Source organism: Arthrobacter sp. 7Tela_A1, from assembly GCF_049311065.1.
In the GTDB taxonomy this organism is placed as follows: domain Bacteria; phylum Actinomycetota; class Actinomycetes; order Actinomycetales; family Micrococcaceae; genus Arthrobacter_B.
The window spans coordinates 22392-36100 of the sequence record NZ_JAXIOO010000025.1; the positions used below are offsets into that span (position 1 = coordinate 22392).

The 13709-nt window shown below is 66.2% G+C and carries 10 protein-coding genes and 1 tRNA gene; 2 read left to right on the forward strand and 9 right to left on the reverse strand.

What is annotated here, in order from left to right; translation table 11 throughout:
- Window positions 1-20 precede the first annotated feature (20 nt).
- The 6 genes from TVB01_RS11440 to TVB01_RS11465 form a co-directional block, all read right to left on the reverse strand.
- Window positions 21-2609: an AAA family ATPase gene (locus TVB01_RS11440; protein WP_422456033.1), complete on the reverse strand. Its 2589-nt coding sequence runs from the start codon at window positions 2607-2609 to the stop codon at window positions 21-23.
- 427 nt (window positions 2610-3036) lie between these two features.
- Window positions 3037-3621, reverse strand: coding sequence for an aminoacyl-tRNA hydrolase (gene pth / locus TVB01_RS11445; RefSeq protein ID WP_422456034.1), 585 nt, complete (start codon window positions 3619-3621; stop codon window positions 3037-3039).
- Between the two features lie 6 nt (window positions 3622-3627).
- A complete protein-coding gene (locus TVB01_RS11450) occupies window positions 3628-4236 on the reverse strand; it encodes a 50S ribosomal protein L25/general stress protein Ctc (protein WP_422456035.1) in 609 nt (202 codons plus the stop codon).
- A gap of 329 nt (window positions 4237-4565) precedes the next feature.
- Entirely contained in the window at window positions 4566-5549 is a 984-nt protein-coding gene (locus TVB01_RS11455; protein ID WP_422456036.1) for a ribose-phosphate diphosphokinase, read from the reverse strand.
- Complete coding sequence (glmU, locus tag TVB01_RS11460; RefSeq protein ID WP_422456055.1) at window positions 5546-7057, reverse strand: bifunctional UDP-N-acetylglucosamine diphosphorylase/glucosamine-1-phosphate N-acetyltransferase GlmU; 1512 nt, start codon at window positions 7055-7057, stop codon at window positions 5546-5548. The genes TVB01_RS11455 and glmU overlap by 4 nt, the downstream gene beginning before the upstream one ends.
- An 85-nt stretch (window positions 7058-7142) precedes the next feature.
- Window positions 7143-7214: transfer RNA gene (locus TVB01_RS11465), tRNA-Gln, on the reverse strand.
- A 118-nt stretch (window positions 7215-7332) separates the two neighbouring features.
- Between TVB01_RS11465 and TVB01_RS11470 the strand changes: the two genes are divergently transcribed.
- On the forward strand, window positions 7333-8427 hold the full coding sequence (locus TVB01_RS11470) for a TetR family transcriptional regulator (protein WP_422456037.1): 1095 nt from the start codon (window positions 7333-7335) through the stop codon (window positions 8425-8427).
- Window positions 8428-8510: 83 nt separating this feature from the next.
- On the opposite strand, the gene TVB01_RS11475 is transcribed toward TVB01_RS11470, so the two are convergent.
- Genes TVB01_RS11475 through rsmA form a run of 3 tightly spaced genes read right to left on the reverse strand, consistent with a single transcriptional unit; the run spans window position 8511 to window position 12216 of the window.
- Window positions 8511-10370 carry an ABC-F family ATP-binding cassette domain-containing protein gene (locus TVB01_RS11475; protein ID WP_422456039.1) on the reverse strand — a complete coding sequence of 620 codons (1860 nt, stop codon included), beginning with the start codon at window positions 10368-10370 and terminating at the stop codon, window positions 8511-8513.
- A gap of 23 nt (window positions 10371-10393) precedes the next feature.
- On the reverse strand, window positions 10394-11341 hold the full coding sequence (locus TVB01_RS11480) for a 4-(cytidine 5'-diphospho)-2-C-methyl-D-erythritol kinase (protein WP_422456040.1): 948 nt from the start codon (window positions 11339-11341) through the stop codon (window positions 10394-10396).
- Window positions 11338-12216: a 16S rRNA (adenine(1518)-N(6)/adenine(1519)-N(6))-dimethyltransferase RsmA gene (gene rsmA / locus TVB01_RS11485; RefSeq protein ID WP_422456041.1), complete on the reverse strand. Its 879-nt coding sequence runs from the start codon at window positions 12214-12216 to the stop codon at window positions 11338-11340. The genes TVB01_RS11480 and rsmA overlap by 4 nt, the downstream gene beginning before the upstream one ends.
- Window positions 12217-12448: 232 nt before the next feature.
- On the opposite strand from rsmA, the gene TVB01_RS11490 reads away from it, so the two are divergent.
- Window positions 12449-13681 (forward strand): helix-turn-helix domain-containing protein, encoded by a 1233-nt coding sequence (locus TVB01_RS11490; RefSeq protein ID WP_422456042.1) that lies wholly within the window; start codon window positions 12449-12451, stop codon window positions 13679-13681.
- The last annotated feature ends 28 nt before the right edge of the window (window positions 13682-13709 follow it).

Consider the following 13709-nt stretch of genomic DNA (forward strand, 5'->3'; position numbering starts at 1 on the left):
ACTTCACTCCCGGATCGTTCCTAGCCCAGAATCTCTCTCAACTCGGACCGCCCGGACACACGCAGCTTCTCGAAAAGCTTTCCCAGATGCCAGTCCACGGTACGGGCTGACAGATTCAGTTCACCGGCGATTTGGGTCCGTGTCTCGGTCCCTCTTGCCAGATGCACCAGCCGGGCCTCAAAATCGCTGAGTCCCTCCAGCATCCGTTCGAGACTATGTTCCCGGCGGAGTCTGCGATAGGCGTTATTTTCAACGCCTGCGGCACTGCGAAGCACGCCGGGCGCCGGTGCGGCGCCTTCCTGCCTGCGTACCAGTTGGGCTGCCAGGTAAGCCAGGCGGTGATTGCCGAGTGCTGCCGCACCCTGTGCTGCCTCAAGCAGCAACCGTGGATCCCCGTCGGCGACGCCCCGGCCGTACGCTTTCAGTGCTTCGGCCCACCGCCCGGTTGCCGCGGCAGCAACCCGGGCCAGCACGGCGGCCGCCCGCCGGTCTCCCTGCGACACGGCCGCTTCAAGGCAGGCCAGCGCAAAGGAGGTGTTTCCCCGCTGGTTCGCCTCTTCAGCCATCTGGGCGAGCCGTGAGGCCGCCCCGCCTTCCTGGGCCAGGATCCGGAAGTAGTCACTGATCTTTTCGACATGCCAGGACGGCTTGTGCCTGAAACGGGGTGCCAGGTCCAGGTATGCGGCCGCCTGCACGGCGTCCCCGCGTTGGGCATACACGTAGGAGACCAGTGCAGCTGCGAGGGGAAGCAGGTCTGCAGGGTCGCGGAACCTTAGCTGGCACAGTCCCGGCACCAGCACATCCAGTGCTGCGTCGGTTTCGCCGGCGACAGCGTGGATGAACCCCTTGGCCAGTTCACCGGCAGTTCCCCGGTAAGACTCGTGGATTCCGTCACTCAGCGCTTCAACGAGGCCTGAGGCTCGGTCCAGTTCTCCCGCCGAGTAGAAGGCATAGAAGACGCGGGTCACCAGAATGCTCTGGTCAGCAGCCTCCATCGGAGCCTGCAGCAGTTCCCATGACTGTTCGATCAGCTCCACGGACTCCTCCGCCCGTCCGCTCATGGCGAGTGATTCTGCGGCCATGGCAGTCGCCAGTGCCTTGAACCTCTCGGGAGTATCCCGGCTGTTACGGAGGCCCAGCAGGGGCTCGACGGCGGCGTGATAGTCGCCGTCGGACATCCACACCTCCGCCTGCACAAGGGTGAGGGCTGCCTCCCTCTCGGCAGGATAGCCGGTTCCCGGCGGTGGACGCAGCCCGTCCAGGACCTCCTGGGCGTTGCCTTCTTTTGGCAGGCTGTGCAGCAGGACAGCCTTGATCAGCATCAGCTCGGTCCATTGTTCCGGCCGGGTGGCCCGAAAGCCCCCTTCGGCTTGCCTGAGGATGCTCAAAGCACGCCGGTTCTCGCCGAGGGCATACAGGGCACGGATTTCCTCTATCAGCAGGTCCTGGTGTGGTCCGTCTCCGCTAACGGACCGGACGTAGAGCAGTGCGGCAGAAGGCCTGCCCATGCCGTTCGCCAGTCTGGCAGCATGCAGCACGATGTCCGGGTGCGGCCTGCCCTCGCAGGCCAGCGCCCATGAGACATAGGCGGTGACGGCAGCAGGGTCCAGTTCCACCTCGCCTTCGATATGGGGGGTTACCTGCTGCCACAGCTGGTGGCTGCGTCCCAGCGGCACGTTTTCGGAGACAACCGTGGCCATCAGCGGGTCGATCAACCGCATCATCGGAGTCCTGCCCGTGGTTAGTTCAACCAATCCGGAGTCCTGCAGTGAGTCCAGGGTTTCGGGCGCTGACAGCTCCAGCATGAGCGACACCGGCAAACTCCTGGTGAAGGCCAGTATTTCCACTGCCCTGCGCTCCTCCGGCAGGAGCCTGGCCACCTCAGCGGAGAAGAGCTCGGCGATGGAACCGGTGTGCACATAGGAGCGGGCCATGACCCAGACGCCGTCTGAAAGAACCAGCCGCTTCGCCTTCACCTGGTCTTTCGTCATCAGGATGGTGTGGTGCGGATTGCCCCGGGTCTGGACCCACATCTCTGTCCCGGCGGGCTCTGACACGGGATGGCCCAGCACGTGTTGCATGAGGGCCCGGACGCCGCTTGGCGGCAGGGGCTCAAGGTCTGTCCTCTGCAGGTAGCCGTGGGACCAGAGTTCAAGGATTTCCGGCTCGGCGTGGAGGATGTCCCTGGCGGTGGCCAGGATGGTTGCGTTTCCGCCCCGCGCCAGCTGGGAAAGAACAACGGCTGAAGGGGCGTCGAGTTGGTCTGCGTCATCAACAACTACCAGGAGGGGTGCTTCGCCGGCTTGCCGCTGCAGAAAACGCTGCACTTCCTGCAGCACCTGGACAGGACGCAGCTGGCTGGCCTCCGGAAGCCTGCTCAGCAGCCAGGCCATGGCACCGTAAGGGGTTTTGCGCGAAACCTGTGTCGCGTGCAGCTTGAGGACGTAGAAGCCTGACGCACTGTCGGCAAGGGCCTCTGCCAATGCCGTCTTTCCGCTTCCGGCCGGGCCGACGATCAAGATGCCCCGGAGACCGTCACGTTCTGACTTGAGCTTGTGGAGAATGGAATCCCGGCCAACAAGGGGGACGTCTGTCCTGCCGGATGTCATGCCGCGCCAGCCAATTCGCGCGGCACTTCTCGCCGTTCCATGTGTCTCCCCACAATGCCCCATATATCGATGTGTGAAGCGCAGCCAGCAGCGCGAGTCACTGGAGTCACAGTACGCTCCATCTACCCCCATAGGAAGGTATTGACGGAGTGTGCGCACGTGTGTCTCGAACGGGCAGAGTCATGCCCCCAGACAGCCAAGGGGACGAGGGGAATGAAAAGGGACCGGCGCCGGGATGGGGGTGGCCCAGTCTCGGAGGCCTCCCGACGCCGGCCCCGCTCAGGAGCCCGAAGGCTAGGGCCAGTCTAGGCCCGGCCCATGGGGCAAACAATGCCCCCATGGGGGGCTGGGAGCACTGGTTAATTACCCGAAAATTGCCCAGGTCCTACTCGTATGGCCTGACCTGCGGCTATACCGAAAACTCAGTTCAGGAGCCGGTATGGAACTTCTGCTGAGCGGCTGTGAGCCCCTCGGAAAGGAGGAGTTCAACGGCGTCCGCACCGTCGGAAACCAGGAAGGGAAGCTCTTTGGACTCAACGCTGCCGAAGTCCTTCAGGACATAATCGGCCGTTTCCATCCGTCCGGGAGGGCGTCCCACGCCAATGCGTACACGGAGGTAGTCCTTGGTGCCCAGTGCCTTGGAAATGTCACGGAGTCCGTTGTGCCCGCCTTCTCCCCCACCAAGCTTCAGCTTGACGGTGTTGAAGGGGATGTCGATTTCGTCGTGGACCGCCACGACGTGGTCGGACTCAATCCCGTAGAAACGGGCCAGGGCAGAGACCGGTCCGCCCGAAAGGTTCATGTACGTCAGGGGTTTGGCCAGGACGACCCGGGGGCCGCCGATGCCAATGCGGCCCTCCAGGACCTGGGCGCGCGCCTTGTGGGACTTGAACGTGCCGCCTATCCGGGACGCAAGTTCGTCGAGGACCATCTGGCCGACATTGTGCCGGTTACGGCTGTAGCCGGGCCCGGGGTTCCCGAGCCCGGCTACAAGCCAGGTGCTGCTGTTCAAAGAGGACTATGCCTCTTCGGCGGGAGCAGCCGGAGCTTCAGCTGCTTCAGTCTCGCTGGTTTCGCCGAGGTCCTGGACAGCGGACTCGGAGATGTTGATGACCATGGTCTCGGGATCGAGGAGGAGCTCGACGCCGGCCGGCAGCTCCAGGTCCGAAGCGTGGATGTGCTCTCCGGCCTTGCGGCCTTCGATGCTCACGGTGATGGTTTCCGGCAGGTTGGTGGCGTCAGCCGAAACCAGGACGGTGTTGGCTTCCTGGTTGAACACGTAGGCGCCCGGTGCCAGTTCGCCCTCAACATGGACGTTGACCTCAACCTCAACCTTTTCGCCCTTGCGGACGGTCAGGAGGTCGATGTGCTCGATGATCTGCTTGATCGGGTCGCGCTGGATGTCCTTGGCGAGTGCCAGGTGAGCTTCGCCGTCGACGTCGATGTCCAGCAGGGCGTTCGGGGTGCGGACGGCCAGCGTGGTGGCCTTGGCCGGCAGCAGGATGTGCAGGACGTCGGCGCCGTGGCCGTAGATGACTGCGGGGATCTTGCCGGCGACGCGGGCCTTGCGGGCTGCGCCCTTGCCAAACTCGGTGCGGGTGGTTGCTGCGAGCTTCTGCTCAGACATTGCTAACTCCTGTTGTGGTTCTTCCGGGATTTCAGTTGCCTATCCGGCGCCGGTATCGGAACGAACCAGCTGCATCGGCCGCTCCCTTATACAGGAGCGGGTGCAGATGAGAAGTTGCCAGCCACCGTCGATAACGGAGGTCCTCCGGGAAATTCCGGGGCCTCCCTCGCCTAGGCATCGAAGACAATGCTACCAGCTTCCCGCCGTCGGGCTTTCCACTCCCCCAGCGCCCTCCGAAGTCCTTACCAACCATCGAGAGGCCAGTCACGGCTGGTTTGAGGGCTCAAACCGGCCGTAACTGGCCTCTCGGTGAAAGGACTCCGGAAAGGCTAGGCCTTGCCGTCGAAGAGGCTCGTCACCGAGCCGTCTTCGAAGACCTCACGGATGGCGCGGGCGATCAGCGGTGCGATCGAGAGCACGGTGAGCTGCTCGAAGCGCTTGTTCGCCGGGATCGGCAGGGTGTTCGTCACCACGACCTCGCGGGCGCCGGATTCCGCCAGGGTGCGGGCGGCCGGGTCGGAGAACACAGCGTGGGTGGCCGCGATGATGACGTCCTTGGCCCCGGCTTCCTTCAGCACGCGCACGGCGCCGGCAATCGTTCCGCCGGTGTCGATCATGTCGTCGATGAGGACGCAGGTGCGTCCTTCGATCTGGCCCACAACCTGCTTGGACACAGCCTGGTTCGGAACGGTGAGGTCGCGGCTCTTGTGCACGAACGCCAGGGGCGCACCGCCCAGGCGTTCAGCCCACTGCTCGGCGACGCGGACGCGGCCGGTATCGGGGGAAACCACGGTCACGTTGGAGACATCCACGCGGGTGCGGATGTAGTCCGCCAGCAGCGGGATGGCCATCAGGTGGTCCACCGGACCGTCGAAGAAGCCCTGGATCTGCGAGGTGTGCAGGTCAACGCTCATGACGCGGCTGGCGCCGGCAGTCTTGTACAGGTCTGCCACCAGGCGGGCGGAGATCGGCTCGCGGCCGCGGCCCTTCTTGTCCTGGCGTGCGTACGGGTAGAACGGGGAAACGACGGTGATGCGCTGGGCCGAGGCACGCTTGAGCGCGTCGATCATGATCAGCTGTTCCATCAGCCAGTTGTTCAGCGGGGCCGGGTGGGCCTGGATGACGAAGACGTCCTTGCCGCGCACGCTCTCGCCCGGGCGGACGTAGATCTCGCCGTTGGCGAAGTCATAGGCAGCGAGCGGCAGCAGCTCCGTGTCGAGACACTTGGCCACTTCCTCCGCCAGCTCAGGGTGTGCCCGTCCTGTGGCCAGGACAAGCCTTTTTTCACCTTGTGCCGTGATTACGCTGCTCATGACTGTTCGCTTTCTCGCGTGGGGATATCAGTACCGGAGAGGGAAGTCTGTGTCTGGGCGCGCTCGGCGGCCTGCGCTGCAGCGGAGCCGGGGCGGTTGGCCGGCACCCAGTTCTCGAGGTTGCGCTGGGGAGCCACGTTGATGGCCAGCGAGCCCGCCGGAACATCCTTGCGGATCACCGTTCCAGCTCCACTGTACGCCCCGTCCCCCACTGTGACGGGCGCTACGTACATGTTGTCGCTGCCCATCCGCACGTGGGATCCGACCGTGGTGTGGTGCTTCTTTTCGCCGTCGTAATTGACGAAGACGGAGGCTGCACCGATGTTCGAGTGCTCACCGATGGTGGCATCCCCCACATAGGAAAGGTGCGGAACCTTGGAACCGGTACCGATCACCGCGTTCTTGGTTTCCACGAACGTGCCGATCTTGCCCCGATCCCCCAGCCGGGTTCCCGGGCGCAGGTAGGCGAAGGGTCCGACGTCGGAGCCTGCCCCAATCACGGCATCGGAGCCGTGGGTGCGGATGACCTTTGCGCCTTCGCCGATGCTCACGTCGGTGAGGGTCGTGTCCGGGCCGACGACGGCGTCGCGCGCCACCGCAGTGGTGCCGTGCAGCTGGGTGCCGGGCAGGATCGTCACGTCCTCGTCCAGGGTGACGGTGGAATCGATCCAGGTAGTGGCCGGGTCCACGACGGTCACGCCGGCGCGCATCCAGCGCTCCAGGTTCCGCCGGTTGTGCTCGGCGTTCAGTGCTGCGAGCTGCACGCGGTCGTTCGCGCCCTCGACCTGCCACTGGTCCGTGGTGACAACCGCGGCAACCCGCCCGCCCGCTGCCCGGGCGATGGCCAGGACGTCGGTCAGGTACATCTCGCCCTGGGCGTTGTCCGTGCTGACCTGGCCCAGCGCCGAGCGCAGCACGGCGGCGTCGAAGGCGTAGATCCCGGAGTTGATTTCGTTCACGGCCAGCTGCTCGGCAGTAGCGTCCTTCTGCTCCACGATCCCGGTGACGGTTCCGTCGTCGGCCCGCAGGACCCGGCCGTAGCCGGTGGGGTCCTCAACGCGGGCCGTGAGGACGGTGACGGCGTTCGAATCGACATTGTGGACTGCCACGAGTTCGCGCAGGGTGTCCGCTTCCAGCAGCGGCACGTCGCCGTAAGTGACCACGACGGTCCCTTCGAGCGGGGTGAGGGCGTCGATGGCTTCGACGGCGGCCTGGACTGCCCGGCCGGTTCCCGGGACGTCGTCCTGGTCAACGATCAGGGCTCCGGGCTGCTGCGTGCCAATGTGGTCTGCGACCCGGTCGCGTTCATGGCGTACGACCACGGCGAGGGTGCGCGGGTGAAGCGCCTGGGCGGCGTTCAGTGCGTGGCCGACCATGGAGACGCCGCCAACGGGATGCAGGATCTTCGGGAGGCGTGACTTCATCCGGGTGCCCGCCCCGGCTGCCAGGACGATTACGGCGGCCGGACCGGCCGGGGCCTTCGTTCCGGTACTTTGCGGTTCCTGCATGCTCACGAAAAAGCGCTCCTACACGTTGTCCGGAAGGGGGCTGGGGCAATGCTCCCTGCCCCCGGTTGAGGCTGCCGCCTTTGCGTTCCGCCCATAGGATTCGAACCTATACTCCACGGCTCCAAAGGCCGGGGTGCTGCCGTTACACCAGGGCGGAAAGTGTGCAGCGCCGGCTGCACACAAGAGTCCAGTTTGCCACGTCTTCGGGCCCGTCCGCGACTTGGGGCAGGTCCGGCTGCCGGGGGCCCCGGTGCGGCAATGCGTAGACTGGGACAGTGGCGAGAATAACAGCGGCGCGCTCCAGGCCCCGCATGACCGGTATCCAGCGCAGGGCCCAGCTGATCGGCGTCGCCCGTTCACTCTTCGCGCTGCGCGGACTCGAAGGTGCCACGATCGAGGACATCGCCGCTGGTGCCGGAGTCTCCAAACCCGTGGTCTATGAACACTTCGGTTCCAAGGAAGCGCTCTACACGGAGGTTGTCGACACCGAATTCCACCGGCTCCTGACTGCCATCACCGAGGCGCTGGGCGCTGACGCCGGTCCACGCGTCCTGCTGGAGCGGGCCGCCTACGCGCTGCTGGACTACATCGAAAACCACACGGACGGTTTCCGCATCCTGGTCCGCGATGCTCCTCCGTCCCAGCCCGAAGGCACCTTCTCCACTCTGCTGTCCCGCATCGCCGCAGACGTGGAGCACATTCTTTCCAAGGAATTCGGCAGCCGCGGCCTCAGCGCCGAAGTCGGCGGGATGTACGCCCAGATGCTCGTGGGCATGGTCGCGATGACCGGGCAGTGGTGGCTGGACGCGCGCTCTCCCGACAAGGCGACCGTGGCGGCGCACCTGGTGAACCTGTCCTGGAACGGGCTCACCGGGCTGCAGAAGGAACCCGCACTGGGCTGCATTCCCGGAGCCGGAGCGCCTGTGGTCCTGACCCTTTCGGCAGTCCTGCTGCGGGACGGCGACGGGCGCATCCTGCTGGTCCGCAAACGCGGCACCCGCCGCTTCATGCAGCCCGGCGGCAAGCTTGAACCGGGTGAGGATTTCCGTGCCGCCGCTGCGCGCGAGGTCAACGAGGAACTGGGGCTCGACGTTGTGCCGGAGGATTTGTCCGACATTGGCCGCTGGTACGGGCCGGCGGCCAATGAGGCCAACACGTTCATCGATGCGGGCCTCTTTGGGCTGAACGTTCCGGGTCCGTTTGGCAGCGGTGCTGCCAAGGCACCCCAGGCAGCTGCGGAAATTGAGGAAACCCTCTGGCTAACCCCGGCGGAGGCCTTCGCCCGTAACGACATTTCGCCGCTGTTGCGCGATCACGTACTGCCCCAGCTGCTGGCCCAGGAAAACCCGGCCTCCGGCGTCGACGCTTAGCCCTGCGGCTTTCCCCGTCACCGAGATAACAGAAACTGCCCGTTTCAGCGCTGATACGGGCAGTTTCTGTCATCTCGATGGGGCTACTCCAGGATCTCCGAAGCCTCGAGCCACTCCATTTCCAGCTCCTCCTGCTCGGCAGCAACGGCCTTGAGCTTGGCGTTCAGGTCCGCCAGCCGTTCGAAATCGGGGTTGCCGCCGGCAGTTTCGGCATTCATCTGCTCATGGACCTTGTCGGCCTGCGCCGCCAGCTTGGTCAGCTGCCGCTCAATCCGGGTGAGGTCCTTGCGCGCCGTGCGTTTGTCCGCCTCGGAGTACCGGCTGGCTGCCACGGCCGTGGCCGTTGCGCTTCCGTGGGCAGCATCCGGACGGGAGGCACCCGCCTGCGCCGCGCGGTTGGCCTGCGAGGCCGCTCCGCCTCCCGCTCCGGACGCCAGCGCCGCCTCGCGCAGCTGAAGGTACTGGTCGACGCCGCCGGGCAGGTCCCGGAGCTTGCCGTCACCGAGCAGCGCCATCTGGGTGTCCGTGACGCGTTCAAGCAGGTACCGGTCGTGGGAGACCACCACCAGGGTTCCGGGCCAGCCGTCCAGCACGTCTTCCACGGCGGCGAGAGTATCGGTATCCAAGTCATTGGTCGGCTCATCCAGCATGAGCACGTTCGGCTCCCCGACCAGCAGGCGCAGCAGCTGCAACCGCCGGCGTTCTCCGCCGGAAAGCTCGCGGACCGGTGTCCACTGGCGCTGGGAGCTGAAGCCCAGCTGTTCCACCAGCTGACCGGCGGACAATTCGCGTCCGCCGACGTTGAAGACCCGCTTTTCCTTCTCGATGACCTCAATAACGCGCAGGTCGGCGACGTCGTCCAGCTCCCGCACCTCCTGGGTGAGGACAGCCGTCTGCACGGTCTTGCCGCGCTTGAGCCGGCCGGACGTGGGTTCCACCGTGCCGTTCAGCAGGCGCAGCAGGGTGGTTTTGCCGGCGCCGTTCACGCCCACGATTCCCAGCCGCTGGCCCGGAGCCAGCCGCAGGGTGATGTTGCGGAAGAGCTCGGTGTCCCCCAGCGTCAGTGAGACGGACTCAAGGTCCAGCACGTCCTTGCCCAGCCGCGCCGTGGCCATCTTGTTCAGCGAAAGGGTGTCCCGCGGCTCGGGAACATCGGCGATCAGGGTGTTGGCGGCTTCGATCCGGAACTTCGGCTTGGAGGTCCGGGCCGGTGCGCCGCGGCGCAGCCAGGCCAGTTCCTTCTTGATCAGCTGCTGCCGCTTGCCCTCCACGACGGCCGCCGTGCGGTCGCGTTCGGCACGGGCCAGCACATACGCGGCATAACCGCCGTCGAAGGGATCGACAACGGCGTCGTGCACTTCCCAGGTCCGGGTGCAGACTTCGTCAAGGAACCAGCGGTCGTGGGTGACCACCAGCAGTGCGCCGTCGGTGGAGCGCCAGCGCTGCTTCAGGTGCCGGGCCAGCCAGGCCACGCCTTCGACGTCGAGGTGGTTGGTGGGCTCATCCAGCATGACGACGTCGTCGTCCCCCATCAGCAGCTTGGCCAAGGCTACGCGCCGCTTCTGCCCGCCGGACAGCGAGGAGACCTTGGCGTTCCAGTCCACTTCCTGGACCAGGCCGCTCATGACGTCCCGGATCCTTGGATTGGAAGCCCATTCGTGGTCCGCCGCATCACCGACGATCGCTCGTCCAACGGTGAGTTCGCCGTCGAGTACATCGGATTGGTCCAGGTAACCCACGGTGACGTCGCGGCGGCGGGTGACCCGGCCGCTGTCGGGGGTCTGCCGCTCTGCGAGGAGGCGCATCAAGGTCGACTTGCCGTCGCCGTTGCGTCCCACCATGCCGATCCGGTCGCCCTGGTCCAGTCCCAGCGAGACGCCGTCCAGGATGGTGCGGGTGCCAAAGGCGATGCTGAGGTTTTCAGCGCCAAGCAGGTGTGCCAATCGGAACTACTTTCGTCGGTGGTTCAGGTGATGTCAGCCGGTGCGGTGACTTCCGCAGCGCGGGCCGGGCCGTGCACGGCAAGGGCGTTGTGCCCCTCGGCACGCAGGGCCGATTCGAGGGCTGCCGCTGCCGTCGCATCCGGGGCCAGGAAAGCAAGGGTGGGCCCGGATCCGGAGACGATCCCGGCGAGTGCCCCCAGTTCCCGTCCCCGGTCCAGGACAGGTGCAAGCTGCGGCGCCAGTGAGAGTGCGGCTGCCTGCAGGTCGTTATGCATAACGCCAGCCAGTTCGGGAGCGTTCCCGGACCGGACTGCTTCCAGGACCCGGGGATCGGCTGCAGCTGGTTCGGCAATGTCCCTGCCCGCACGAAGCTCATCCAGGCGCCGGTACACCGCCGGTGTGGACAGCCCGATCGTGGAGGCCACCAACACCCAATGCAGCGACGCTTGCGCGTCCAGCGGGGTCAGCTGGTCTCCAACCCCCAGCCCGACGGCGGCTCCCCCGGCCAGGGCGAACGGTACGTCCGCGCCGAGACCGGAGGCAATCGAGGCCAGCTCGGTGGTTGAGAGGCCAGTCCCCCACAAGGAGTTGCACGCGAGGAGGGCGGCTGCCGCGTCCGCGGACCCGCCTCCCATGCCGCCGGCAACGGGAACCCGCTTGGTGATCAGCAAATCCACGGCCGGGTCCCGGCGGCCGGTCCGGTGTGCCAGCTCCGCCGCCGCACGGGCCACAAGGTTATCCGGTCCCAGCGGGATGCCGTCCACGGGGATCCGCAGCGGTCCGCCGCCTTCGACTGCGACAGTGATTCCGGACTGCGCCGCAGTGGCCCTGACGTCCTCCAGGAGGCTCACTGCCAGGTAGACGCTGGCTACGGCGTGGTAGCCGTCTTCGCGGAGCGGCCCCACCTGCAGGGAAACGTTGATCTTTCCGGGCGCGCTGACGCTCGCCGTGTGGATGCCCGGGCTGCTCATGCTGCGTGCCGCGCCTCCGCGATCCGGGTGTAAGCGTGGATATCCAGCACCTCACCGCGGGCGCTGGGGTCGACGCCGGCGGCCCGAAGGGCATGCTCCGCCTCGGCCGGGCTCCCGGCCCAGCCGGCAAGGGCGGCGCGCAGGGTCTTCCGGCGCTGGGCAAAGGCTGCATCAATGACGGCGAACACTTCTTCCCTGCTCGCGGTCGTGTCCGGCGGCGTGTGCCGCTCGAACCCGACCAGGCCGGAGGCAATCTTCGGTGCAGGCCAGAAGACGTTCATCCCGATCACGCCCGCCTTGCGCATGGTCCCGTACCAGGCTGCTTTGACCGAGGGCACGCCGTACGTCTTGGAGCCCGGCTTGGCGGCCAGCCTGTCGGCCACTTCGTCCTGCACCATGACCAGGCCGTGGCGCAGGGTTGGAAAGTTCTCCAGGAGGTGCAGCACCACGGGAACGGCAACGTTGTAGGGAAGGTTCGCAACCAGTGCAGTGGGCTGTGCGGGCAGTTCCGTCACCCGCATGGCATCGGCCAGGACTACATGCAGGTTCTGCGCTTCGGCCGGACGCCAGGTGCGGACGGTCTCGGGGAGCCGTCCCGCCAGGACCGGATCAATCTCGACAGCGACCACCTCGCGTGCCGCATCCAGCAGGCCCAGGGTCAGGGATCCCAGTCCGGGTCCGACCTCCAGGACGGTTTCCTCCGGGTCCAGCGAGGCCGCCGCAACAATCCTGCGGATAGTGTTCCCGTCGATGACGAAGTTCTGTCCGAGGGTTTTTGTGGGCCGGACATCGAGTTCCTCGGCCAGCGCCCGGATATCGGTGGCGCCGAGGAGCGGCCTGGGCCGGGAAGCGGGCGTCGAAACGGAATCAGTCACTGCCTAATACTAGCGCCAGAGCCCTGCTTCTCCGGTTTCCAGGGACCTTTCGCCTAGTCGGGCCAGTCACCAACCCGCGTCCTCGAGCACTGCACCGGATGCATCGGGTACGTGTTCATGCGATTCCTCCTCGGTTGTCCCTTTTGCTCTCCCGCGGCTTAACACCCGCCGGTAGCATTCGAGCCTTGGCGGACTTAAGTCTGCCGCACCGAGGCGAACGGCGGATATGGCGATGGGCAAAACCTTTGGCGAAAAGCTTCGGACCGCACGGCGGGGACGCTTCCTCAGCCGTGCCGAACTGGCTGCGCCGATGCTGCGTGAGAGAGACGTTTCCCTGCTGGAGGCGGGACGCCGCGAACCTGGACCGGGCGCTATCCAACACTTTGTGCAGCAGCTTTCAACAGCCCCGGGCACCCTCCGGCGGCCGGGCGGAACAGCCAGTCCGCTCTACCTCTCACTGAGCGCCTCCCAGGCGTGGGACGAACGGAGCTACCGCCAGTGCCTGGATCAGGCATTGGCCGGAGCAACCGCCGCATTGGCTGAGCAGGACCTGAACGAATGGTGGGACTTGTCCTTCCTCGCCGCACGCTCCCAGCTCAAGTTGGAGAACTATGCCGGATGCATCGAGCAGGCGCAGCTGCTGGCACGGCATCCCCTGGCCCTGCGGCGGGACGCCCTTCGCGCCCGTGCCCGGGCGCTGCTGGCGACGGCGTATCAGGGATCGGGCAACCTGGTCCAGGCGGTCAGCCACGCGAAGGCGGCAGTCGCGGCTGCTGAGGCGGCCCCTGCCAAGGGCGGCGTGGTCCTCGTGGAGGCGTACCAGTGCCTGGCGGCTGCCCTGACCGAAAGCGGGCGGGTGGCGGAAGCCTGGGAGATCTGCCGTGTCCTCCTGCTCCCGCTGCTCGACACCGTGCCTGATCCCACAGCAGCAGGAAAGGGTTTCTGGACCGTCGGAAACGTGGCTTTCCGGCGCGGTGACAGCACAGGCGGCCAGGCGTTCCACCAGCGGGCCGCCTCACTGCTCAGCCCCCGGCAGGACCTTGGGCTCTGGGCGTCCTTCAACAAGGCCTCCGCCAGCATGCGGCTCTCCTCGGGCCTGCACGACGACATGACTCTGGACTGTATGCAAAGGGCCCAGGCAGCTCTCGCCGTCGTCGGTGAATCCTCGTCCGACACGCTGGACCTGCTTCACTCACGCGGCCGCTGGCAGCATCTGCGGGGGAACAATGTCGAAGCGGTCATCCTGCTGTCCCAGGCGTACGCCGAGCGGGAGCGGCTGGCTCCGCAGACAGCAGCAGAGGTTGCCCTTCAACTGGGCATCAGCCTGGCATCACTCGGCGAGAGCCGGCAGGCAGCTGAACGCCTGCAGGAGAGCGTTGCCCTGTTCCTCAGGGCCGGTGCAACGGACCGGTCCGGGCACGCAAAAGCCCTGGCAGAGTCCCTCGTCCAGGACTGCCAGGGCTGATGCGAATGGAGGGCCGGGTCCGGCCGGG